Origin of the sequence: Paenibacillus glycanilyticus, assembly GCF_051200795.1 — a bacterium.
In the GTDB taxonomy this organism is placed as follows: domain Bacteria; phylum Bacillota; class Bacilli; order Paenibacillales; family Paenibacillaceae; genus Pristimantibacillus; species Pristimantibacillus glycanilyticus.
The window spans coordinates 5,823,164-5,847,213 of sequence record NZ_CP195155.1 but is presented as its reverse complement, the minus strand read 5'-3'; the positions used below and the strand labels follow the sequence as shown (position 1 = coordinate 5,847,213).

The following is a 24,050-nucleotide window of genomic DNA, read 5'->3' as shown; positions in this document are numbered from 1 at the left end:
CCTTTCTGCTTGCTTGATTCACGAACAACAATAAAAATGCTCCCCTTGCAGATAAACGCTGCATGGGGAGCATTTTTGTTGTTTCATTTAACCTCTTAATGAGACTAAACGTTAGTTTGATTGAGCGAATTGGTCTGTGTCTTGGTTTCCTTTTTCTCTAAGCGAATAAAGAGCGGGACAACCGTACTGATCAGAAGCAATCCGGCTAACACCTCGAAAGTAGACCTATGACCTTGGGTATCGATTAAATAAATGGAGATGATAGGGCCAAGCGAGGCACCGATGAAAAGCATAAACATATGGAAGGAAAGAGCGCTGGCTCTTAGCTCTCCGGCTAAAGTGCCTATTAAGGATATCAAGGCGGGAAGGGCCATCGCAATGCCGGCAGTAAATATAATACTCGTCGGGATTAATAATGCGAGGTTCTCCGAAACGCCAACCAAGCCGAGACCAATACCGGCCATAATTAATCCGCACCATAGAACAGTTTTAACGCCAAACTTAGCAACTAGCTTTCCGTCAAACGGAGAGATGAACATGCCAATGATGCCGGCTGCGCGAATCCATAAAATTTCCTGGTGGCTCAGACCGAAGTGAGAGCTGCTTAGATAACTTCCCAGCGTAGAGAAATAACCGACGAGCGCAATAAAGAGGGTTGAGGAAATGATGTAACAGAAGGGCAGGCTTTTTTTCTTGAAAATACCGCCGATGCGCTTAAGAGGAGTGAACCAATTGCCCTCCGGCTTCTGCGTTATATCTTTGGGTATACCTGATGCAATCAAAAAAAACGAAACAGCATACACGATGCCGAGGATGTAAAACACATATTTCCAGCTTAGTGCCATTTCGACGGTGCTGCTATAGATCTGTCCAACGATGCTGGCCATTAAAAAAGCGGTGCTTATAAAACCAAGGATCGTTACCTTTTTCTTAGCCGGGAACATCTCCATAGCGTAGGCTAGCACGGCAGGCGGAAACATGGATGCTGCCAATCCCTGAATCGCTCTTAACACAATAAGCCAATGAATCTCGTGAACGGTTCCTATAAAAGGGGTTGATGCCGTAAGCAGGCATAACCCGGCAATCATCATTTTTTTTCGTCCGTAACGATCGGAGAGCCCGCCAAACAGGAGTCCTCCGCCCGCAAAGGCAAAAGAAAAGGCGCTTCCCGCCCAAGCCGCGTCGGAAGACGACACCTGGAATACGTCCTCGAATACGGAGAGCAGAGGTATCGTTAAATATAAAGCGGAGACGACAATCAATGAGCACCAGAATAAAATTAGAGTCGTTAAATGATAATGCGGTTTAATAGGCTTTACGGTGTTAATCAAATGTGTTCCTCCCTCTCGGTTTCCTTAACATGCATAAATACGTTGACCGCAAAAACAAGAATTCCGACTCCGGCAACGGATTCGCCTATACGCTTTATAGTCGACAGCCACTCTTGATCATAACCGTTTGCCATAAAGGATAGCGAAATCAACATGATTGGCAAGCCTGTACCCTGCAGCCAGAAGTGCCATTTAGCCAGCGGGGACTCTGCTGCCTTGGGGAAACGCAGATAAGTAAATCCGCAAAGGGCCAAGGTTGCCCATCCGAAAAGATTGGCGTGGGCGTGAACGCTAGTCAACGCAAAGTTCAAAGTTGTACCCATGTAGATTCCAATGCCAATACCGAGAACAATGTAGATAACAGCCATTTTTAAAAAACGTACTCCCATTCGAATTCTCCTTTATATTTTTTGTAACATAATCGTATAAATAGAGCTTCATCCGATCAATATCGATCTATCTATGCCTCGTATAGCATTTTCTTATAATAAGAAATCCGCATATACATCACGTTTATGCTTGTGTTATATTGACATCTGGAATTTAATGCTAAATTGTAAAGGAGATTTATGATGTCTGAAAAGCTTATGGTTGCGTTAAACACTCAGATAGCGAACTGGAGTCTTCTGTTCACCAAGCTCCATAACTATCATTGGTATGTCAAAGGTCCGCAGTTCTTCACATTGCATCTAAAGTTTGAAGAACTATACACGGAGGCCGCGCTGCATGTGGACAATCTGGCCGAGCGGCTGCTGGCATTGGGCGGCAGTCCCGTAGCGACTCTGCATGGAGTTCTCGAAATCGCAACGGTTAAGGATGCGGCGGGCAATGAGAGCGCTACGGAAATGGTCCGCACGATTGCAGTTGATTTCGAAACGATTGTTAACGAGCTTAAAGAAGGGATGAGCATCGCTAATCATGAAGGCGATGAGACAACCGGAGATATGCTGCTAGCCATTCATTACTCGCTCGAAAAGCACGTATGGATGCTGAAATCATTTTTAGGTTAGGTTATTCGGGCCGAAGATATAGTAAATTCGCTATACCAATATAGAGAAAACGGGATGGTTCGCGGGAGCTCTTTTCTCTATGATTTATTAATAGTATGTTCGGTTACTAGCATGATCGACAAACCTAACAGAAGGAGTCTGGGAGAAATGGGGAATATCACAATGAAAACGGCAGGCATCCATCATGTTACTTGTTTCGTGAAGGATGCGCAGAGAAACGTAGATTTTTATGCTGGGGTCCTAGGGCTCCGTCTTGTGAAAAAAACGATCAACTTTGACGCGCCTGAAGTTTACCATTTGTACTTCGGCAATGAAAAAGGCAGCCCCGGAACCATTATCACGTTCTTCCCATACGAATTTTCTCATAAGGGCCGAATTGGCGGAGGGCAAGTAGGTACAACAACATACGTAGTGCCGCCAGGCGCACTTGAATATTGGAGAGCGCGTCTCGCTGCGTTTGATATTTCCTTCACGGAAAGTACCCGCTTCTCCGAAGCTTATATCGAATTTTTCGATGCTGACGGTCTTCAGTTAGAGATAGTTGAAAGAGAAGAAGGCGATCTCAATACTTGGTCATTTGGGGGTATCCCAAAGGATAAGGCTATCAAAGGGTTTGGAGGCGCGGTGCTGTACAGCACGGCATCCGTAGATACGATTAAAGTTCTTGAGGATGTTTTGGGTCTTGAAAAGGTAGGGCAAGAAGGCGGCTTCATTCGCTATAAGGCGGAAGGGGAGCTAGGCAACCTGATCGACGTGAATGCGGAGCCGATGGATGCGGGAATCCCCGGTGCAGGCACGGTTCACCATATCGCTTGGAGAGCCAGGGATTTCGAAGAGCATGAGGCTTGGAGAAGCCATGTGGAAAGCAGCGGCTTCCATCCTACGCCGGTTATCGACCGTCAGTATTTTCATGCCATCTATTTTCGCGAACATGGCGGCATTTTGTTTGAAATCGCGACTGATCCTCCGGGTTTCGCAAATGATGAGCATGAGGATCATCTGGGCGAGACGTTAATGCTGCCGTTGTGGTTTGAAAACAGCCGTGCGGAAATAGAAAAGAACCTGCCGCCTATTCAAGTGCAGGAGCTCGATCCAAGCAAGAAATGAACCTATTTTTCTTCATGATAAGGGGAGAATTCCATGAGTAAGATTGCAATTTTCGGATTCGGGCGCATCGGTCGGCAACTGCTTCGAGTAGCGCTTCAGGAGAAGCTTTTTGTACCGTATTCGATTTCTGATATAAAAGAGGAATCCGTGCTTGCGGCGCTTTTTGAGGTGGATACGAATTACAAACGTTGGCCTGAAGAGGTTGTGGGCCGCGAAGGAGCAATTATCATAGGCGGACGCGAAATCCGCTATATGAACTCGTCCAGTGAAGTGCCGAATTGGGGAGAACTAGGCGTTGAGCTGGTCATTGACTGTACGGGACGCGCCGTGACCAGACCCGTTGCTCAAATGCATCTCGATCGCGGTGCCAAGCGCGTGCTTGTCAGCGGGCCGAGCAAAAGTCTCGAGGACTGCGACGCTGTTCTGCTTAAAGGCATTAATCTCGACAGCTTTGATCCGGATAAGCATAAAATTATTAGCATGGCCAGCTGTACAACCAATGCGCTGGCACCCGTGGTGAAATTGGTTAAGGAAAATTACGGCATTAAATACGGCCTGTTCTCCACGGTACATTCTTATACCAACACGCAATCCTTAACGGATCAGCCTATGAAGGATCGCCGGGACTCCTGGGCGGCAGCGGAAAATATCATTCCTTCCTCCTCGGGAGCAGCTAAGGCGCTCAAGTTTATTTGGAGCGATCTTCAAATAACGGGCAAGGCTTACCGAATCCCGACTCGCACAGGCAGTATCGCGGAGCTTAATCTGATCACGGAGAAACCATGCTCCGTTCAAGAGATCAATGACATGTTCCGCTTGGCCGCTAGCGAAGGGGAGCTTAAGGGAGTTTTAGATGTATTGGAAGGCGAATGGGCCTCTTCCCGCATTGTAGGGGATTCTCATTCCTCCATTATCGATCTGCCATTGACGCAAGTGCAGGGCGGGTTATTATCCGTAGCCGCTTGGTACGATAATGAATGGGGTTACGCTTCCCGGCTAGCCGAGGTTGCCGCTTTTCTTGCCGCAAAATAATTCATTCCTTTTATAACGAAAAAAGAGCAGTTACTCAGGCTATTATTAGCTTTCGAGTAACTGCTTTTTGATTGTTTTAATGAGGGAATGGATTAAGCCAACTCCGTAACTCTCAAACCAAGCCCCTCGGCAACCGCATTTCCCCATTCGGGATCGGCTTTATAAAAATGCATGATTTGACGAAGTTTGATTTCATCCTTATCAACCGGTCTCATGGCATTTACGATGTTGTTTACGAGACGCCCGCGCTCTTCCGCGCTAAGCAACCGGTACAGATCGCCGGGCTGCGTGTAATGGTCATTATTGTCATATGGGGCACTGCCCGCTGAACCGGATACTTCAAACGAGGCTGTCCTGGATACAACGGATTCGGACGCTCCCCCGTAGCTGTTCGGTTCATAATATACCGAGCTCCCCCCATTGCGGTCATAACGCATCTGACCATCGCGCTGGTTATTATTCACTTCGACAACAGGCTTATTAATGGGAAGCGTGTTATGGTTTGTGCCAACCCGGTAGCGATGCGCATCGGCATAGGCGAATAAACGTCCTTGAAGCATTTTATCCGGAGAAGCTTCAATACCCGGTACGAAGGCTCCGGGAGAGAAAGCAGCTTGTTCCACCTCGGCAAAATAATTATCCGGATTACGGTCGAGTACCATACGCCCAACCTCGATAAGAGGGTAGTCTTTTTGCGACCAGACTTTCGTTACGTCGAACGGGTCGAAACGATAGGTATTCGCATCCTCAAGCGGCATGATTTGAACATACAGCTTCCATGAAGGGAAGTCTGCCTGCTCTATGGCAGTCTGCAGATCCTCAATATGATAATCGGGATTATCGCCGGCCAGCTTGGCAGCTAGCTCAACATCCAGGTTTTTGACCCCTTGCTCCGTTCTGAAATGATACTTGATCCAAGCAGCTTGTCCATCCGCATTCACCCACTTAAACGTGTGGCTGCCGTAACCGTGCATATGACGGAGCGTAGCGGGGATGCCGCGGTCGGACATCAAGATGGATACTTGGTGCAGGGACTCGGGGGACAAAGACCAGAAATCCCATACGGCGTTTGGATTCTTCAGGTGGGTTTGAGGATGTCTTTTCTGAGTATGGATGAAATCGGGAAATTTAATAGCATCTCTGATGAAGAAGACAGGGGTGTTGTTTCCTACCAAATCATAGTTCCCTTCTTCGGTATAAAATTTGACGGCAAAGCCGCGAGGGTCACGGACGGTATCCGCGGAGCCGAGTTCGCCTGCAACCGTGGAGAAGCGTACAAACACGGGCGTACGTTTGCCAACCTCGGACAAAAAGCCGGCTTTTGTATAGGACGATACGTCACGGGTGACTTCGAAATAGCCGTGCGCGCCGGCACCTTTCGCATGCACGACGCGTTCAGGAACTCGTTCGCGATTGAAGTGAGCTAGCTTCTCGAGAAGATGAACGTCTTGAATAAGCGTTGGACCCCGGGAGCCGGCTGTCATCGAATTCTGGTTATCTCCCACCGGAGCTCCCCAGCTTGTCGTTAATTGGTCTCTTTTCAATTCCAATTTAAATACCTCCGATATGTTCAATTCGCACAATCCAATCATGGCTGGGCATTAGAAATATCTTAGTATCCATTTTGTGCTTCGATCAATAGGAGTCTGTCTATATAAGTTATAGCTATCGTTTATATCTTTAAAAAAGTCTGTGTGAAAAAAGGCGTGGTCCCCATCGATATTAGAGATTCCTATGACAGATATAGAGATAGACGTATTGATAGATATAAATGGAAGGATTTAAGCTATTACCATCACAAGGAGGGGATAGCGTGTCTCGTATAACATGGGTTTTCGTCATTATTGTTGCGTATGTCCTATTGCTAACGGCATGTGGAGCCGGTAAAAATGAAGAAGTTCAATCAGGAGCTGGTGAAGAGTCAAACACAACTGCGAATGAAGTCGTTATCAAGGCAAAGAACTGGGAGTTTGATAAAGCCGAGTACAGAATTAAAAAAGGAGAAGCCGTTAAGCTGACGTTAGATTCGGGGTCCGGCGTACATAGCCTTGCATTTAAGGACCTTAAAATCAAAGAACTGCACTCCGGTGATTCCGAGGTTGTGACAATAAATGAGGCGGGTACGTATGAATTCTTCTGTAATGTTATGTGCGGCTCAGGCCACGCCAATATGAAGGCTAAACTTATAGTTGAATAAATAGAAGGTTCATTAAAGATGCAAACGATAACTTCGTCCTTGGAGGACGGAGTTTTTTTATTTTATTAGAGTCATTCCCTATATCCGGTTGACACCCAAAATCTCCATATTATATAGTAAAGGCAAGGTTTAGCACTCCAACACGGAGAGTGCTAACGCAAACTCACGATATTGGAAGGAGAACATCACACGAATGGAAAAGCAACAGTTCAAAGCGGAATCGAAACGGCTGCTGGAGATGATGATCAACTCCATTTACACGCAGCGCGAAATTTTCTTGAGAGAGCTTATCTCGAATGCCAGCGACGCGATTGATAAAATCTACTACAGAGCACTGACGGACGACCAGCTGGTATTCAACAAAGAGAGCTATTACATAAAGGTAACGGTGGATAAAGATAACCGTAAGCTGATCCTCTCGGATACGGGTATCGGCATGACGCAGGAGGAGCTGGAAAACAACCTTGGCGTTATTGCGAAGAGCGGGTCGCTGGCGTTCAAGAAGGAGAACGAAGCGAAGGACGACCACAACATTATCGGCCAATTCGGCGTAGGCTTCTACTCCGCGTTTATGGTGGCGGACAAGGTTGAAGTCATCAGCCGCGCGCTGGGCTCAGGCGAAGCGTTCAAGTGGGAGTCGGAAGGCGCTGACGGCTACACGATTACCTCTGCGGACAAAGCGGATGTGGGCACCGATATCATCATGACGATCAAGCCGAACACCGAGGACGACAATTACGACGAGTTCCTCGAAGAGTACCGCCTGAGATCGATCATTAAGAAGTACTCGGACTTTATCCGTTACCCGATCAAGATGGATGTGAAGGGCCAGCGTCCCAAAGAAGGCAGCGAAGGCGAGTTCGAGGAATACCAAGAGGAACAAACGATCAACAGCATGGTTCCGATCTGGCGCAAAAACAAAAACGAGCTGACGCAGGAAGACTACGACAACTTCTACTTCGAGAAGCGTTACGGCTTCGACAAGCCGCTGAAGCATCTTCATATCAGCGCGGACGGCGCGGTAGTCTATAATGCGATTCTCTTTATCCCGGAAAATACGCCGTTTGACTACTACACGAAGGAATTCGAAAAAGGGCTGGAGCTCTACTCGAACGGCGTTCTTATTATGGACAAATGCGCGGACCTGCTGCCGGACTATTTCAGCTTCGTGAAAGGGATGGTCGATTCCGAGGATCTGTCGCTGAACATTTCCCGGGAGCTGCTGCAGCATGACCGTCAATTGCAGCTGATCGCGAAAAACATCAAGAACAAAATCAAAAGCACGCTGCAGAGCCTGCTGAAGGAAGAACGCGAGAAGTACGAAGGCTTCTACAAAGCGTTTGGCCGTCAGCTGAAGTTTGGCGTGTACAACGATTACGGCGCGAACAAGGATACCTTGCAGGATCTGCTGCTGTTCTACTCTTCGAAGGAGAAGAAGCAGGTTACGCTTGAGGAATACGTATCCCGCATGCCGGAAGACCAGAAGTTTATCTACTACGCGTCAGGCGAGTCGATCGAACGTCTGGAGAAGCTGCCTCAAGCCGAGATCGTAACGGACAAAGGGTATGAGCTGCTCTACTTCACCGACGATATCGACGAGTTCGCGATCAAGATGATTGGCACGTACAAAGACAAGTCGTTCAAAAACGTGTCGAGCGGCGACCTTGGCATCGAAGCGGATGAAGCGGAGAAGCAAACCGAAGAAGAAGCTAACGACAACAAGGATCTGTTCGCGGCCATGCAAGAAATTCTTGGCGACAACGTAACGGGCGTCAAAGCTTCGAAGCGTCTCAAATCCCATCCGGTCTGCTTGTCTTCCGAAGGCGAAGTGACGATTGAGATGGAGAAGGTGCTGAAGGCGATGCCTAACAGCCAGGACGTGAAGGCCAGCAAGGTGCTCGAAATCAACGTGAACCATGACGTGTTCAAGGCACTGAAGGATGCTTACGCAACCGATAAAACAAAGCTGAGCCTCTATACGAGCCTGCTGTTCAATCAAGCTCTTCTGATCGAAGGCTTGACGGTGCAGGATCCGGTTCAGTTCACGAACGATATTTGCAAAATCATGCTGTAAACGTCTGTCTTGGCAGACAACAAACAGCAGACGAAGCCGGTCCCCTTGTGGGACCGGCTTTTTTGCGTGCTCGTTCTATCATCAACCTGCCATGCATAAGCTTGTATCACTATGGTAGCGTTTTCGTGAAACTGCGCTTCGGAATCTCTCAATAACGCTAGCAAGCTACTTTTCGAAAAGGGGATGGTTAGCCCATGATTTACGCTGAGCCGGGTAAGCAGGATTCGAAGATTACGTTCAAGAAACGGTACGAGAACTACATAGGGGGCCGCTGGACGCCGCCAACGCAAGGCCAATATTTCGAAAACGTTTCTCCCGTGAACAACGCGGCCTTCTGCGAAATAGCCCGTTCCACATCGGAGGATATCGAGCTTGCGCTGGACGCGGCGCATGCGGCAAAAGCAGCCTGGGGACGGACCTCCGCGGCGGAGCGCGCGAACATCCTGAACCGGATTGCCGACCGGATCGAGAGCAATCTGGAGACGCTCGCCGTTGCCGAGACCTGGGATAACGGCAAGCCGATCCGCGAATGCCTGGCAGCCGACCTGCCGCTTGCGATCGATCATTTCCGGTATTTCGCCGGCTGCATCCGCGCGCAGGAGGGCTCGCTCAGCCAGCTCGACAACGATACGGTTGCTTACCATTATCATGAGCCGCTTGGCGTCGTAGGCCAGATCATCCCGTGGAACTTCCCGCTGCTCATGGCGACTTGGAAGCTTGCTCCGGCGCTTGCGGCCGGCAACTGCGTCGTGCTGAAGCCCGCGGAGCAGACGCCGGCTTCGATCTGCGTGCTGATGGAGCTGATCGAGGATCTGCTGCCTGCGGGCGTCGTTAACATCGTTAACGGCTTTGGGCTGGAAGCGGGCAAGCCGCTTGCCTCAAGCAACCGGATTGCGAAGATTGCCTTCACGGGCGAGACGACAACCGGCCGCCTCATCATGCAATACGCCTCGCAAAATCTCATTCCGGTAACGCTCGAGCTTGGCGGCAAATCGCCAAACATTTTCTTCGAGGATATTATGGCCAAGGATGACGCCTTGTTCGACAAGGCGCTGGAAGGCTTTACGCTGTTTGCGCTGAATCAAGGGGAAGTATGTACCTGTCCGTCCCGCGCGCTGATCCAGGAGTCGATCTACGACAGCTTTATGGAGAAGGCGCTGCGGCGTGTTGCATCCATCAAGCAGGGGAATCCGCTCGACACGGATACGATGATCGGAGCGCAGGTGTCCACCGAGCAAATGGAGAAAATCTTAAGCTACATCGACATCGGCCGCCAAGAAGGCGCCGAATGCCTGATTGGCGGAGGCCGCGCGGCTGTCGAGGGTGATATTTCGCAGGGCTACTATATTCAGCCGACCGTGCTTCGCGGCAATAACGGCATGCGGATTTTCCAAGAGGAGATCTTTGGGCCGGTTGTTGCCGTCACCACCTTCGGCACGCCGGAGGAAGCGCTGGCGATTGCCAATGATACGCTGTACGGGCTTGGCGCCGGCGTATGGACGCGGGACATCAACGCAGCCTTCCGGATGGGCCGCCAGATCGAAGCGGGCCGCGTCTGGACGAACTGCTACCATGCTTACCCGGCGCATGCGGCGTTTGGCGGCTACAAAATGTCCGGCGTTGGCCGCGAGAACCACAAGATGATGCTGTCGCATTACCAGCAGACGAAGAACCTGCTCGTCAGCTACAGCCCCGATGCGTTAGGCTTCTTCTAATTATGGCCGCGGAAACCGTACTTAAGGTGCTTGCCACGGAAAGCGCGCTTGAGCTAATCGGACGGATTCGGGCTAAGCATGGCGACGTCATGTTCCATCAGTCGGGCGGATGCTGCGACGGCAGCTCGCCGATGTGCTTCCCGCAGGGCGAATTCCTGATCGGCGATCAGGATGTATTGCTTGGCGAGATTGGCGGCGCGCCGTTTTATATGACCAAGGCGCAATACGACTATTGGAAAAACACGCAGCTGATCATCGACGTTGTTCCCGGGCGAGGAGGGATGTTCTCGCTGGAAGGACCGGAGGGATTGCGCTTCTTGACGAGATCCCGCGTCTTTACCGCCGGGGAGCTGCGAAGCTTAGGTTTGCTGTAAAATAAAAAACGGTCCCCGCTTTGCCTTGCATCAGGCATCGCGGGGACCGTTTTTGGCGTACGATTAGTTCTCGGGTTCCTCGTCTTCTTCGTCCTCTTCGTACGAGCCGACGCGGTATTCGTCGGTCTTCTCGCCGTCTTCCCAAATCTCGACGAACAGCGCATCGCTGTTCTCGAAGTCATCCGGGTTCAGCGACTGCACCTTTTCCTGGTCATCGCCGACGTATACATTTTCCATCCCGTCCTCCGTGAACGAGACAACGACGTAAATTTTCATGATTGCTGGCCCTCCAATGCAATTCTTTATTGAAGCAGTATACCATAAAAGGCTTATCCCGCACCTGCCTTCAACATGAGATTATTGCCATAATTTGAATCAGCCCCGGAAAAATGGGTAATAGTAGTGGAAGAGTTAGGAACGGGGGGATTGAAGGTGAAGTTTACGCCCGAGCAGCGGATTACGCTGCATGGTTTTAACAATTTGACGAAGTCGCTCAGCTTCAATATGTACGATATCTGTTATACGAAGACGAAGGAAGAACGCGAAGCCTACATCGAATACATCGACGAGCAGTACAATTCCGACCGGCTTACGAAAATATTGAAGCAGGTTGCCGACATCATCGGCGCGCATGTCCTGAACATTGCCAAGCAGGATTACGTGCCGCAAGGCGCCAGCGTTACGATCCTGGTCTCGGAAGGGCCAATCGTGGAGGTGCCGACCGAATCGACGTTTGACGAGTCGCCGGGTCCGCTTCCGGACAATGTGGTGCTGCAGCTGGACAAGAGCCATATTACCGTTCATACGTATCCCGAATATCATCCGAGCGAAGGAATCAGCACGTTCCGCGCCGATATCGACGTGGCAACCTGCGGGGAGATTTCGCCGCTTAAGGCGCTGAATTATTTGATTCATTCGTTTGATACGGACATAATGACAATCGATTACCGGGTTCGGGGGTTTACGAGGGATATTAACGGCAACAAGCTGTTTATCGACCACGATATCAATTCGATCCAGAATTACATTCCGGACGAGGTTATCGACCAATACGACATGATTGACGTAAATGTCTATCAGGAAAATATTTTTCACACCAAATGCAAGCTGCGGGAATTCGATCTCAATAACTACCTGTTCGGCTACACGAAGGACAAGCTGAGCATGGACGAGCAGAAGGAAATTACGGAGCGGCTGACGGACGAGATGTACGAGATTTTTTACGGGAAAAATATTAAATGACGCTGTGGACCGGGGGATGAGGCATCTCCCGGTTTTTTGGCGCGTCCAAGCGGCGGATTGTGATATGATTAAGCAAATTCATGTTTATGGGGGAGAAGTATTCATGGCATTAGAGATCGAACGCAAATTTCTGCTGGCCGTACCATACGAGCAGTTGGGAGACCGAATTCGGGTGCGCTCGGAGCAGCGAATCGAGCAGACTTACCTGGCGCTGGAGGCCGATCAGGAGCTGCGCGTCCGCCGGATTACGGATTTGGATAACGGAGAGGTTACCTACACGCACACGTTCAAGAAGGGATTCGGCATTAAGCGCGAGGAAGTCGAGTACGAGATCAACGAGGGGCTATACGAGCAGGTCGTGAAAGCGTTTGGCGCCGTTGCCTTGACGAAAAACCGGATAACGGCGGAATGGAACGGCGCTCAGATAGAGATTGATATTTACGACCAGATTCAACTGACCGTCCTTGAGGTGGAGTTCGATTCCGAGGAAGCCGCTCTTTCGTTCGAGGCGCCGGAATGGTTCGGCCAAGACATCAGCAGCTCGAAGGAATACAGCAACAAGACCGTCTGGAAGCAGCTGCAGCGGAAGTAGGGGGCGGAAGTCATGCGAAAGCTTGTATTTTTCGTCGGCGGCGCCGGAGCGGGGAAAACAACGCTGGCCAAAGCGCTTGCCCGTAAGCGCGGCGCGGCGGTATTCGATATGGATACGATGCTGCGGCCAGCAGCCGTTCAGATTATGACGGTTGCCGGGCTGGACCCGAATGACCGCGATTCGGAAGACTATAAGAAGCTGTGCCGCGATCTCGGCTACCGGATTACGATGGATGCCGCGCTCGAAAACGTCGGCGTTGGGACGGATGCCTTCGTCATCGGGCCGTTTACGAAGGAAATCAGCGACCCTTCGTGGATTGTGAAGGAGCTGGCTTCAGCCGGCTTTTCCCTGGACGATGTCGATGTGAAGGCGGTTGTGGTTTACTTGCAGGATGAGGCTATGCATTACAGCCGGATCGAGGAGCGCGGGCTTGCGACGGATCAATATAAGCTGGTGCATTGGGATTCATTCTCCCGTTCGCTTGGGCGCAGATCGCTTGCGTGGGAGCTGCCGGAATCGTCGGTTCTGTATTACGACAATTCGCGTCCTTTTGACGAAGCGGCTTTAGAACGGTTGGAGGAGTTCGTGTATGGCGATGTTATTTGACCCGACTATCTTCGATAATTTGAAGGTCGCTCTGGAAAATCAGCTGTATGATCTGGATAACCTGGACGAACGGATCCGGATCGTTAACCGCGTGGATCGGCTGGATATGGCGGTGATGTGCCGCGAGTTCGCCCTGCAATTCGTATTAGCCGGCAGCGACCGGCAGAAGCGGATTATCGGGGAAATCCGGCTGGATACCTCGCTCCGCGACCTGGCGACGGAGCTGCTGGAGCTGCAGGAAGGCGAGCCGCCGGGCTGCAGTCTTCGTTTGCTGTTCCATTTGGCTATGCCCGATGCGGAAACGCATTGCCAGCGAATACAGACGGCCGTAAGGGAGCAATGGGGGGCGGAGGTCTCGCTCACCCAGACGCTTAGCTTCGTATACGGAAGCAAGAGCGGGGGCGGCAACCTGTACAAGAACGCTGTGGAGCTTCGTTTCAACCGCCGCATTGACGAGGAGCAAATGAATGATTTACCCGAGCTGATCGAGCATATGCTGCTTACGCTTGAGGCGCTGGAGCAGCTTTAGAACATTTAGAACAAGACAGAACGCTTACATAAGCATCGTGGATGAAAGAGTGGCCGAGCATGATTCATGCTGGCCGCTTTTTTTGTGCCTAACGTAAGGAAGAAGCTTAATTCTGCTGCAAAGCCGGACCGGTAGAGCCTCTTACGAGCAGCTTGGTGGAGAGCAGGGTCTCCGTCCGCGGCTGTTCCGAATCGTTAAGCCGGCTGATCAATTTCTCGACGGCGCAGCGCGCGTACAGATGAAGATCGACATCTACGGTTGTGATTGGCGGAGTGGCGAGCTTCGACAAGTAACCGTTGTCAAAGCTGACGACGGAGACATCCTCCGGAACGCGTAGCCCCATCTGCTGCAAAGCCGAATTCACCATAAAGCCAAAGCCGTCGTTGACGCAGAACCAGGCGGTCGGTAGATCGGTTATTCCCTCCAGGAGCGTTCGGATTTCTCCGCTTTCTTCCTTCGCCGCGGTTACAAGCCACTCTTCCTTAAGTTCGATGCCAAGCTCGAAAGCGGCCAGCCGCATTCCCTCGAGCCTTTCGTAATAGCTTGGCGAGAAACGGATATTTCCCATGTACCCGATTTTCTTATGTCCCAAATTAGCCAGATGGCGGATAGCCTCGTATGCGCTGAACCGGTTGTTCGTCAGAATAGAGTCGGCAGCGAGGTCCGGATGGTGATGGTCAATCAACACGGAAGGAATTCCGGTGTCGAGAACCGCTTGAATATAAGGCGTCGTTATATGAGACAAAATAAGAATGCCGTCAACCGCGCGTTGTTGAATAAACGGCGGCAGCGTAAGGGAAGCGGCATCCTCCGGGCTGATGGATTGGATAATAAGCTCAATGCCTTTTTGCTTCAATTCTTTGTCGACGCTGAGATAAATATCGCCGAAGAAGCTTTTCATAGAGAATGCGTAATTCGAAGCGATCAGGGCGATCGTACGCGGAGCCGATTGCGGCGATGCCGGCTGGTCGACCCGCTTGCTGTATACATAACCCATGTCGTCCGCCGTCTGCATGATCAATCGGCGCGTCTCGTCGCTTACGCCCGGTTTGCCGGTGAGCGCTTGAGATATGGAATTCTTGGACAAGCTTAGCTTGTCTGCGATATCCTGCATCGTAACTTTTCTGTTCACGAGGTCAACCTCCGTCGGGACTTGATTTCGGCGCTGCGCTTATGCGCAAGAACGCTAAAATAATGCTCGTTTTCTTTAATTGTTCCCGTTCCTCGAAAGTGTGTCAAGACGCACTTCCGGTATTTGAAAAAGGAAGGAGGAACGGTTTGTTCACTGCCTATTGTAACGTTACAAAACAAATAAGTAAAGCAATTAGTAATGTTGTTTTGAAGATGATTATTACTGTAATCACTTGACAAGACAATAATGACAGCGCATAATAAGGGTCGTAAACGCTTCCAGTCACTTTATGTCATGCGATGCAACATGACGGGATTAAATTTGTCATTATAAAATCATGCTTTTGGGAGGTCATTGTTCCATGAAGAAAAAAGCACCGGTTCTGCTTACCACTATCGTGGCGCTTGGAATGCTGAGTGCCTGCTCGACAGGCCAAGGCGGCCAGAATCAGACGGGAAACAGCTCGTCGGGCGCAGGCAAGGTTACGACTATCGAGTTTTGGGCGGCTCCAAACCCGACCCAGCAGGCTTATTGGCAGGAGCTTGCCAAGGCTTACGAAGCAACGAACGACAAGGTGAAGATCAACGTCAGCGCCATCAAGGAATCGCCGACGTCGGAGGCCAGCATTCAATCGGCCATCGCGGCGAAGAGCGCGCCAACGATCTCCGAGAACATTAACCGCGGCTTCGCTGCTCAGCTGTCCAACAGTCAGGCGCTGGTACCGCTCGATACGCTGGAAGGCTACAACGATATTATTCAAGGACGCAACATGACCAAAACGATCGAGCCATGGAAGTTCGCCGACGGCCATCAGTACGTGCTGCCGATCTACTCCAACCCGATGCTGTTCGGCTGGCGCCTGGATGTACTGAAGGAGCTTGGCTATAACGAACCGCCTAAAACTTACAGCGAAGTTCTTGAAGTGACGAAGAAGCTGAAGGCGAAATACGGGGACAAGAAGTTCCTTTGGGCGAAGCCGGATCTCGCGGATCCCACGGCTTGGAAACGCTGGTTCGACTTCTACATGCTGTATGACGCGGCATCGAACGGCAACAAGTTCATCGAAGGCGATCAGTTCACCGGGGACGAGAAAGCAGGAACCGAAGTGCTTACTTTCGTAGATAACCTGCGCAAGGAGAACGGTCTTCTTTCCCGTCAGGTGACGGATCCGTTCGAGAACGGAACGGGCATCTTCACCGACGTTGGGCCATGGACCTTCACCACCTGGGCAGAAAAATATCCTAACCTGAAGTTTAACGAAACGTATGCGCTCAGCATGCCTCCTGTTCCGGACGACGTTGATCCGGCGCAAAGCAAAACGTTCGCCGATACGAAAGGACTTGTCATCTACGCTTCCGCGACGAAAGAACAGCAGCAGGCAGCCCTTGATTTCATCAAGTGGGTGTACAGCGACGCAAAGAACGACGCCAAGTGGTTCGAGCAGACCAATCTGCCGCCGGCGCGCGACGACTTGTCGACAAACGAATCGTTTAAGGCGATTCTGGACGCGAAACCGCAGCTCAAGCCATACGCGGATAACGTGCCGAATGCCGTGCCGCCGATGGACAACGCCAAATACAACGACCTGCAGACGATTATCGGCGAGCAGGCATTCAATAAAGTCGTCAAAGGCGAAATCGCTCCGACGGAGGGCTGGGCGGCGATGAAGTCCGCTTTGGAAAAAGCCCTGAAGTAAGGGAGGCTCCTACTCATGGACCAACGCAATAACAAGTTGGGCTGGTTATTTACCAGCCCTTATCTCATCTATTCCTTGATCTTCTTTTTCGGACCGCTGATCTGGTCGTTCTTCCTGTCCATCACGGACTGGGACTTGATCGCCCCGACCTTTAATTTCGTTGGCTTCGCCAACTTTATGGACGCTTTGCAGGATTCAAGCGTGCATGCGGCTTTTTGGAATACGTACAAGTTCATGATGATCTTTGTTCCGCTCGTTACCGTATTGGCGATCGGGGTGGCAGTGCTCGTGCACGGGCTGAACCGGTTCAAAAGCCTGTTCCTGATCGGCTTTTTCCTGCCTTACCTGAGCTCCGGGGTTGTTAGCGCCCTTATCGTAAAAGGCTTGCTTTCCTATACAAGCCCCGTAAACGTCTCTTTGCGCAGCATCGGGCTGGATATCAACTGGCTTGGTTCACCATTCTCGGCGCTTTGCGTGGTTGGCGCGATTCTTGCATGGAAATTTACGGGCTATTACGCCCTTATTATTACTTCAGGCCTTGAAAGTATAGATAAGGAAGTATATGAAGCCGCTGCGATTGACGGCGTGAAGGACAGCCAGCGGTTCTGGCGCATTACGCTTCCGCTGCTCTATCCTTCGCTGTATACGACGCTTATTCTGGCGTTTGGCGTTACCTTTGGCATTTTCACGGAGGTGTATCAGCTGACCGGCGGCGGACCGGGTCATGCGACGAACACCTGGCAGATGGAAATTTTCAAGCAGGCGTTCCAGAACATGCAGGTTGGCTACGCATCCGCGGTAGCGCTGCTGGCTTCGGTGGCGACGTTTATATCTATCTTCGTTATTCGCAAAATTTTGGAGATGTGGGGGAAGCGCAATGGTTGGGTCTAAAAAGCACAGCGGTACGAGAAGAGCTGTTCGATACGGAATCGCGGCCGTGCTTCTGCTCATTATGGTGTATCCATACCTGTATATGGTACTCAGCTCCTTCGCGGATTGGACGCAGATCGACAAGCAGCTCTTTCCTACGCGGTTTACGACAAAATCGTACGAATGGCTTTTCAGCGGCGGCGAGACCGGTATTACACGGCCTTGGTTAAACGCCTTTTTTAACAGTATCTTTGTCTCGATCGCTTCAACGGCGCTTATGATGTTCTTCGGCATCATGGTCGCTTACGCGCTGTCGAAGCTGAATTTCTTCGGCCGGAACGCGATCAATAACTTTGTTCTGTTTCATATGTTCTTCCCGGCTATCATTCTGCTCGTACCGTCTTTTCTGATTATTCAGCGTGCGGGCTTGTACGATACGTATTTGGGGCTGATCATTCCGAAGGCCGTCAGTTTATGGGCGATTTTTATGTACACGAACTTCTTTAAGGCGGTACCGACCGTCTTCATCGAAGCGGCCAAGCTGGACGGAGCGTCCGATCTGAAAATCATGTTCCGAATCATGCTGCCGATGTCGAAGTCGATCACGACCGTCATCTTCCTGTTCCTGCTGATGGAACGGTGGACGGAGCTGCTATGGGATATGATCGCGGTCAAGAGCGATTCGATGCTTACGCTGAACGTGTTATTGTCCCAGATGTTTGGACCGTACGGGTCTTATCCGGGTCCTCTGTACGCGGCTTCAACCATCCTGACGCTGCCGATTATCGTGATGTTCCTTATATTCAGCAAGAAGTTCCAAGAAGGCATGCAGTTCAGCCTGAAATAACATCAACATTGGGGGAAACGAACCATGACCGTTCAAGAACCAATTGCTCGCAGGCCGTTGGCCTGCTCCGAGCTTCTTGAAGCTTACCGCGCCTCTGGTGCGCGTGCCGACAGCCCGTCGCGTATCGTCTTTGAAGGCGTAGGCGATAAAGACGTATACAATATCGCCGCTCCCATCCAGGATGGCGAAATAACCGTTATTCCGGGACGCGTGGAATCGAGGGACAGCGAGCATTCCGACGTGGTCTTCTTCGCTGAACAACACGGCAAGTGGCTTCCCGTTGAGGGCGCTCCCGTGCTGGCGCTGCAGGATCCGTTCCACTGCCGGATCGGCGGGGAACTCGTGCTTGGAGGCGTCGAGATTTATCCGCATCCGGAACGGGAGGACGCGCTTATGTGGCGGACGGTCTTCTATCGCGGCAGCGGCATTCACGATTTGAAACCCTTCTTCAAAGGGCCGGACGGCATGAAGGATATTCGTCTTGTTGAGCTTCCGGGCGGCAGCGTTGGGGTCTTCACCCGCCCGCAGGGCGAGAAGGGCGGCCGCGGCAAGATCGGCTTTGCGCAGGTGGCTTCGCTGGATGCCCTGACGACGAAAATTATCGACGACGCGCCTCTTCTCGAGGGTCAATTCGCCGAAGGTGAATGGGGCGGCGCTAACGAAGCCCATTTGCTGAATGACGGCCGAGTGGGTGTGCTAGGCCATACAGCCTGCTTCGACGAAGCGGGGGACCGGCATTATTATCCGATGGCCTTCGTATACGATCCGAAGGACGCTTCTTTTACCGATATGAAGATAATCGCCGAGCGTAGCCGGTTCCTGCCTGGACCGTCCAAGCGGCCGGACTTGCAGGATGTTGTTTTTAGCGGCGGCCTTGTGAGACGGGAGGACGGCAGCGCCTTGTTGTATGCCGGCATTAGCGATGCCGATGCGCAGGTGTTGACCATCATTGACCCTTTTGCCGGCTTGTAATTTGGAATTGTATTTATATCCGGTCGAATGCGGCCGGTCTAGCAATGTACGAAAGAAAGGACTCCTCTTATGAACATCTATAGATATGAACAGAATCCATTGGTTACGCCCGCGGACGTCAAGCCTCACCGTCCCGATTTCGAAGTGATCGGTGCGTTTAACGCCGGCATTGCGGAATATAACGGGGAGGTTATCATGCTGCTCCGCGTTGCTGAACGGCCTATCAGTCCGGACCCGGATGTCGTGCTGGCGCCGGTCTATAACGTGGAACGGGGCGAGCTGGACTTGTTCCCGGTCCGCTTGGACGACGAGGATTACGATTTCTCCGATCCGCGCGTTATCGTGCGGAAGGAGCACGCGCCGTCGTTTGAATACCTGACTTCTTTGTCTTACCTGCGCATTGCGCGGAGCAAAGACGGACGGCATTTTACCATCGACGACAAGCCGTTTGTATATCCGTCCCAATCGCTTGAGACGTTTGGGATCGAGGATCCCCGCATTACGCAGATCGGGGATACCTACTATATTTACTTCTCGGCGGTTTCCCCGGTCGGCATCGGTGAATCGCTCGTGTCGACGAAGGATTTCGAGAGCGTGACTCATCACGGGATGATCTTTGGCCCGGATAACAAAGACGTGCTGATCTTCCCGGAACGCGTGAACGGCAAGTATTACGCGCTGCACCGTCCAACGACAAAGAGCTGCGGACGTCCGGAGATGTGGATTGCCGAGTCCGACAATCTGCTCTATTGGGGCAATCACCGCCATTTGATCGGTCTGCGCGACGGCATGTGGGACAGCGGCCGGCTTGGCGGCGGCGCCGTGCCGATCAAGACGGACAAAGGCTGGCTCGAGCTGTACCACGGCGCGACCAAAGATAACCGCTATTGCATGGGCGCGGTGCTGCTCGACCTGAACGACCCGTCCAAGGTTATCGCTCGTTCCGGCAGCCCGATTATGGAGCCGGAGGCCGACTACGAGCAGAACGGCTTCTTCGGCGGAGTCGTCTTCTCTTGCGGCGCGCTGGTAGACGGCGACCGCATCCGCATGTATTACGGAGCGGCCGATACGTCCATGGCTTGCGCCGAGCTTAGCCTAAGCGAGATTCTGGATAGTCTGGAAGCCGTATAAGACTGCCAAAAAAAGCCATCCCTTCCGCCTTCGGCAAGGGATGGCTTTTCATGTTGCGGACGTGCGGCGTTGGGATAAGACCCTGGCAGGGTCTTAACGGGCGAAAGTGAAGTGATATTGGTGATCATAAGACCCCGCGAGGGTCTTATTTGCATAGGCAATGCGGCTAATGTGCGTGTTGCAGGCGTGCGGCGTTGAGATAAGACCCTGGCAGGGTCTTAACGTGCGAAAGCGGAGTAATATTGGTGATCATAAGACCCTGCCAGGGTCTTATTTGCATAGGCAAGGCGGTGAATGTGCATGTTGCGGGCGTTCGGCGTTGAGATAAGACCCTGGCAGGGTCTTATCGGGTGAAAGTGGAGTAATAATGGTGTTCATAAGACCCCGCGAGGGTCTTATTTGCTTAGGCAAGGCGACTAATGTGCGTGTTGCAGGCGTGCGGCGTTGGGATAAGACCCTGGCAGGGTCTTAACGGGCGAAAGCGAAGTAATATTGGTGGTTATAAGACCCTCTCAGGGGTCTTATTTGCTTAGGCAAGGCGACTAATGTGCGTGTTGCAGGCGTGCGGCGTTGGGTTAAGACCCTGGCAGGGTCTTAACGTGCGAAAGGAGAGTAATAGTGGTGATCATAAGACCCTCTCAGGGTCTTATTTGCATAGGTAAGGGGGTGAAAGTGCATGTTGCGGGCGTTCGGCGTTGAGATAAGACCCTGGCAGGGTCTTAACTTGCGAAAGCGGAGTAATAGTGGTGATCATAAGACCCCGCGAGGGTCTTATTTGCATAGGTAAGGGGGTGAAAGTGCATGTTGCGGGCGTGCGGCGTTGAGATAAGACCCTGGCAGGGTCTTATCTTGCGAAAGCGGAGTAATATTGGTGATCATAAGACCCCGCGAGGGTCTTATCTGCATAGGCAAGGCGACTAATGTGCGTGTTGCAGGCGTGCGGCGTTGGGATAAGACCCTGGCAGGGTCTTAACGGGCGAAGTCCGAGTAATAGTGGTGATCATAAGACCCTCTCAGGGGTCTTATTTGCTTAGGCAAGGCGACTAATGTGCGTGTTGCAGGCGTGCGGCGTTGAGATAAGACCCTGGCAGGGTCTTAACGTGCGAAAGTGGAGTAATATTGGTGATCATAAGACCCCGCGAGGGTCTTATTTGCTTAGGCAAGGCGGATAATGTGCATGTTGCGGGCGTGCGGCGTTGAGATAAGACCCTGGCAGGGTCTTAACGGGCGAAAGTGAAGTAATATTGGTGATCATAAGACCCCGTGAGGCTCTTATTTGCATAGGCAAGGCGACTAATGTGCATGTTGCGGACGTGCGGCGTTGGGATAAGACCCTGGCAGGGTCTTATCGTGCGAAGTCCGAGTAATATTGGTGATCATAAGCCCCCACGAGGGTCTTATTTGCTTAGGTTTAGTGGGATGCCGACGGTGTTAAAGGTGGGGTGGCTTAAAGTGTGTTGGAGAGCTAACCAGATAAGGTCCCTAATGGGCTTTAAGCGGCTCCGTAAGGTGAAAATTGAGGTCCTTAAGGTCCCTTAGTGACCTTAAGGATTAACGCTATGCTTGAATTGGCAAGTAAAACGCCAATGGTTGCGCACTTAAGATCCCTCAGGGACCTTAAGCTGACTTGTAAAGATAAAAAGAAAGCCGTTAAGGCCCTTTAGGGACCTTAACGGCGTTAAAGGCAGGCACGTGAGTACCCCGACGAGATTGAGTGTGTGCCGCGGGGTGGCCGGATGCGGCCTCGCTGACTAGCTCCGCATCTTGCCACGCCGCCGCCGGCTATCGGTTCCCGTCATAGCGGTAGATCCCGCCTGCTGAAGGAGATAACGCCTGCGGCAAAGCAGGCGATGCCAATCGCGAGCAGCACGAGCGAGGAGAGCAGCGGATCGCCGCTGCCGGCGGCAATATCGCTTGGCCGGTACAGCGCGAAGATCGAGATGTACCGCAGCCACTCGACGCTGTCGCTGATTTTGCCAAGCATATCGAGCGCGAACATGCCGATGACGATAAAACCGGAGGTGCCAAGCGCCTTTTTCTCATCGTTCATAACGGAAGAGATGAGGAAGGCAATGCCGCTTGCCGCGATAAACAGCATCCAGGCCACCACGTTCATCTCCAAGTAACGAGCTCCGTTGAATTCGAACTTATCTCCGATAAACCATACATAGCCGAGAAGTCCGGCACCTGTTGTGACCAGCATAATAAGGAGAAGTCCCGTGGACAAAACACCTGCCTGGGTTACGGCAACCTGCCTGCGGGTCGTTGGCGTAGACAGCAGATAAGACATCGAGCCCTGATCCACCATTCTTGCCATGAGACCGGTCGACAGCATGATGCTGAAGATCGAGAGCAGAAGCGGGAGGATAAGCCCGTAATATTCGCCGGAGATAAAAGCCTCCATGCTGCCGAAGCCGCCTTGGATATTAAAGGCGCTAACAACGCCTTCCGGCATCGATTTAATCAATTCATTTAACGCTCCCGTATTGTCGGCTATGCCGGGATACAGCCAGAACATAAGCAGAATGTAGAAGGCCGAGCCAAACGCGTAATTGCTCATGCCTTTCAAATGGATCTTCATCATTTGCTTGAATAGGGGAAAGTTCATAAAGCGGCAGCCTCCTTTCCGCCCGTTCCATTCTTCCGGTCATAGTACTGCATAAAGACGTCTTCGAGATTTTGCGCCGTAATGTCCAGGCCCCGCACCTTGTATTTCGCGGCTTCATGAATCAGCTCGTTATAATTGCCTTGCACGGCAACGGTAACCCGCCTTCCGTCACGGGATTCAACAGGCACGCGGCCGCTCTGCGCAAAAGCCTCCGCATCCTCCGGATGCTCGAACACGATCGCAACCAGCTTCCGCTGCATTGACTGCAGCTCGTGAATGTTGTTGGTCGCGACGATAACACCGTCCTTGATAATCGCGGCGCGGTCGCAGGTCCGCTCAATTTCCGGGAAGCTGTGGGAGGACATGAGGAAGGTGGTGCCGCGGGCTTTCTCCTCCAGCACAAGCTCGATGAACAGCTGCTGCATGAGCGGATCGAGGCCGGAAGTAGGCTCATCCAGAATAATCAGCTCCGGTCTATGCATAAAAGCCGCAACGATGCCGACCTTTTGCTTCATCCCTTTGGACATTTTGCGGATCGGGGTGGAGACGTCGAATTGAAGCCGTTCGATCAGTTCCTGGCGCCGGGCCGAACTGTCCACGCGCTGCATGCGGGCGAGAAACGCCAGAAATTCCTTGCCATTCATGCCTTCGATAAAAGAGATCTCTCCCGGCAAATAGCCGACCAGCCTCTGCACGGTCCCTTGCTGCTTCCATGTATCCAGCCCTTTAATCGACGCGCTTCCGCGGTCGGGCTTCATGAAGCCCATAATATGGCGGATCGTTGTGGATTTCCCGGCGCCGTTAGGACCAAGAAAGCCAAATACCTCCCCTTGCTCCACGGTAAAGGACACATCGGTAATCCCTTTGCCGCCCGGAAAAAGCTTCGTTAACCCGTCTACGACCAGCATGCTGACCGCACCTTCTTTCGAAAAATTATGAAATTTTATTAGTTCTATATTTCATCATTATGATAGGCTCGGCTAAA

General features: G+C 51.7%; 23 protein-coding genes. 16 read left to right on the top strand and 7 right to left on the bottom strand.

Going from position 1 to position 24,050, the window contains the following annotated elements; all coding sequences use genetic code 11:
• Positions 1-104 precede the first annotated feature (104 nt).
• Entirely contained in the window at positions 105-1,331 is a 1,227-nt protein-coding gene (locus tag ACR9FF_RS26335) for an MFS transporter (protein ID WP_435166490.1), read from the bottom strand.
• On the bottom strand, positions 1,328-1,720 hold the full coding sequence (locus ACR9FF_RS26330) for a cbb3-type cytochrome c oxidase subunit I (protein ID WP_015846979.1): 393 nt from the start codon (positions 1,718-1,720) through the stop codon (positions 1,328-1,330). The genes ACR9FF_RS26335 and ACR9FF_RS26330 overlap by 4 nt, the downstream gene beginning before the upstream one ends.
• Before the next feature lie 183 nt (positions 1,721-1,903).
• Between ACR9FF_RS26330 and ACR9FF_RS26325 the strand changes: the two genes are divergently transcribed.
• The 3 genes from ACR9FF_RS26325 (at position 1,904) to ACR9FF_RS26315 (ending at position 4,480) form a co-directional block, all read left to right on the top strand.
• Positions 1,904-2,341: a Dps family protein gene (locus tag ACR9FF_RS26325; protein ID WP_435166486.1), complete on the top strand. Its 438-nt coding sequence runs from the start codon at positions 1,904-1,906 to the stop codon at positions 2,339-2,341.
• A 156-nt stretch (positions 2,342-2,497) separates the two neighbouring features.
• A complete protein-coding gene (locus ACR9FF_RS26320; protein ID WP_435172222.1) occupies positions 2,498-3,448 on the top strand; it encodes a ring-cleaving dioxygenase in 951 nt (316 codons plus the stop codon).
• A 33-nt stretch (positions 3,449-3,481) separates the two neighbouring features.
• Positions 3,482-4,480: a type I glyceraldehyde-3-phosphate dehydrogenase gene (locus ACR9FF_RS26315; RefSeq protein ID WP_435166483.1), complete on the top strand. Its 999-nt coding sequence runs from the start codon at positions 3,482-3,484 to the stop codon at positions 4,478-4,480.
• Between the two features lie 92 nt (positions 4,481-4,572).
• On the opposite strand, the gene katA is transcribed toward ACR9FF_RS26315, so the two are convergent.
• The gene (katA, locus tag ACR9FF_RS26310) at positions 4,573-6,072 is read right to left on the bottom strand and encodes a catalase KatA (protein ID WP_435166480.1); all 1,500 of its coding nucleotides are present in this window, start codon (positions 6,070-6,072) and stop codon (positions 4,573-4,575) included.
• Positions 6,073-6,293: 221 nt separating this feature from the next.
• On the opposite strand from katA, the gene ACR9FF_RS26305 reads away from it, so the two are divergent.
• The 4 genes from ACR9FF_RS26305 (at position 6,294) to ACR9FF_RS26290 (ending at position 10,840) form a co-directional block, all read left to right on the top strand.
• Positions 6,294-6,677: a cupredoxin domain-containing protein gene (locus ACR9FF_RS26305; protein ID WP_164775399.1), complete on the top strand. Its 384-nt coding sequence runs from the start codon at positions 6,294-6,296 to the stop codon at positions 6,675-6,677.
• Between the two features lie 193 nt (positions 6,678-6,870).
• Complete coding sequence (gene htpG, locus ACR9FF_RS26300; RefSeq protein WP_435166476.1) at positions 6,871-8,751, top strand: molecular chaperone HtpG; 1,881 nt, start codon at positions 6,871-6,873, stop codon at positions 8,749-8,751.
• Between the two features lie 194 nt (positions 8,752-8,945).
• On the top strand, positions 8,946-10,466 hold the full coding sequence (adh, locus tag ACR9FF_RS26295; protein ID WP_127492816.1) for an aldehyde dehydrogenase: 1,521 nt from the start codon (positions 8,946-8,948) through the stop codon (positions 10,464-10,466).
• 2 nt (positions 10,467-10,468) lie between these two features.
• Positions 10,469-10,840: a DUF779 domain-containing protein gene (locus ACR9FF_RS26290; RefSeq protein ID WP_127492818.1), complete on the top strand. Its 372-nt coding sequence runs from the start codon at positions 10,469-10,471 to the stop codon at positions 10,838-10,840.
• A gap of 63 nt (positions 10,841-10,903) precedes the next feature.
• Here ACR9FF_RS26290 and ACR9FF_RS26285 read toward each other — a convergent pair whose 3' ends face one another.
• Positions 10,904-11,116, bottom strand: coding sequence for a hypothetical protein (locus ACR9FF_RS26285; RefSeq protein ID WP_127492821.1), 213 nt, complete (start codon positions 11,114-11,116; stop codon positions 10,904-10,906).
• 156 nt (positions 11,117-11,272) lie between these two features.
• Between ACR9FF_RS26285 and speD the strand changes: the two genes are divergently transcribed.
• The 4 genes from speD (at position 11,273) to ACR9FF_RS26265 (ending at position 13,809) form a co-directional block, all read left to right on the top strand.
• Complete coding sequence (speD, locus tag ACR9FF_RS26280) at positions 11,273-12,082, top strand: adenosylmethionine decarboxylase (protein ID WP_015846969.1); 810 nt, start codon at positions 11,273-11,275, stop codon at positions 12,080-12,082.
• 103 nt (positions 12,083-12,185) lie between these two features.
• Positions 12,186-12,674 carry a CYTH domain-containing protein gene (locus ACR9FF_RS26275; protein WP_127492823.1) on the top strand — a complete coding sequence of 163 codons (489 nt, stop codon included), beginning with the start codon at positions 12,186-12,188 and terminating at the stop codon, positions 12,672-12,674.
• Between the two features lie 12 nt (positions 12,675-12,686).
• A complete protein-coding gene (locus ACR9FF_RS26270) occupies positions 12,687-13,280 on the top strand; it encodes an AAA family ATPase (protein ID WP_127492826.1) in 594 nt (197 codons plus the stop codon).
• Entirely contained in the window at positions 13,264-13,809 is a 546-nt protein-coding gene (locus tag ACR9FF_RS26265; RefSeq protein WP_127492828.1) for a hypothetical protein, read from the top strand. The genes ACR9FF_RS26270 and ACR9FF_RS26265 overlap by 17 nt, the downstream gene beginning before the upstream one ends.
• Positions 13,810-13,915: 106 nt before the next feature.
• On the opposite strand, the gene ACR9FF_RS26260 is transcribed toward ACR9FF_RS26265, so the two are convergent.
• A complete protein-coding gene (locus ACR9FF_RS26260) occupies positions 13,916-14,941 on the bottom strand; it encodes a LacI family DNA-binding transcriptional regulator (RefSeq protein ID WP_127492830.1) in 1,026 nt (341 codons plus the stop codon).
• Positions 14,942-15,302: 361 nt separating this feature from the next.
• On the opposite strand from ACR9FF_RS26260, the gene ACR9FF_RS26255 reads away from it, so the two are divergent.
• The 5 genes from ACR9FF_RS26255 (at position 15,303) to ACR9FF_RS26235 (ending at position 20,457) form a co-directional block, all read left to right on the top strand.
• On the top strand, positions 15,303-16,637 hold the full coding sequence (locus ACR9FF_RS26255) for an ABC transporter substrate-binding protein (protein ID WP_127492832.1): 1,335 nt from the start codon (positions 15,303-15,305) through the stop codon (positions 16,635-16,637).
• A gap of 15 nt (positions 16,638-16,652) precedes the next feature.
• Positions 16,653-17,528 carry a carbohydrate ABC transporter permease gene (locus ACR9FF_RS26250; RefSeq protein ID WP_435166467.1) on the top strand — a complete coding sequence of 292 codons (876 nt, stop codon included), beginning with the start codon at positions 16,653-16,655 and terminating at the stop codon, positions 17,526-17,528.
• Entirely contained in the window at positions 17,515-18,354 is an 840-nt protein-coding gene (locus tag ACR9FF_RS26245) for a carbohydrate ABC transporter permease (RefSeq protein WP_201008285.1), read from the top strand. The genes ACR9FF_RS26250 and ACR9FF_RS26245 overlap by 14 nt, the downstream gene beginning before the upstream one ends.
• A 24-nt stretch (positions 18,355-18,378) precedes the next feature.
• Positions 18,379-19,326: an MTP-1 family protein gene (locus tag ACR9FF_RS26240; RefSeq protein WP_435166463.1), complete on the top strand. Its 948-nt coding sequence runs from the start codon at positions 18,379-18,381 to the stop codon at positions 19,324-19,326.
• A 69-nt stretch (positions 19,327-19,395) separates the two neighbouring features.
• Positions 19,396-20,457 carry a BtaManbiosPhlase gene (locus ACR9FF_RS26235; protein ID WP_127492841.1) on the top strand — a complete coding sequence of 354 codons (1,062 nt, stop codon included), beginning with the start codon at positions 19,396-19,398 and terminating at the stop codon, positions 20,455-20,457.
• 1,795 nt (positions 20,458-22,252) lie between these two features.
• Here ACR9FF_RS26235 and ACR9FF_RS26230 read toward each other — a convergent pair.
• Entirely contained in the window at positions 22,253-23,065 is an 813-nt protein-coding gene (locus ACR9FF_RS26230) for an ABC transporter permease subunit (RefSeq protein WP_435166459.1), read from the bottom strand.
• A complete protein-coding gene (locus ACR9FF_RS26225; protein WP_435166456.1) occupies positions 23,062-23,973 on the bottom strand; it encodes an ABC transporter ATP-binding protein in 912 nt (303 codons plus the stop codon). Before ACR9FF_RS26225 ends, ACR9FF_RS26230 begins: the two co-directional genes overlap by 4 nt.
• Positions 23,974-24,050 lie beyond the last annotated feature (77 nt).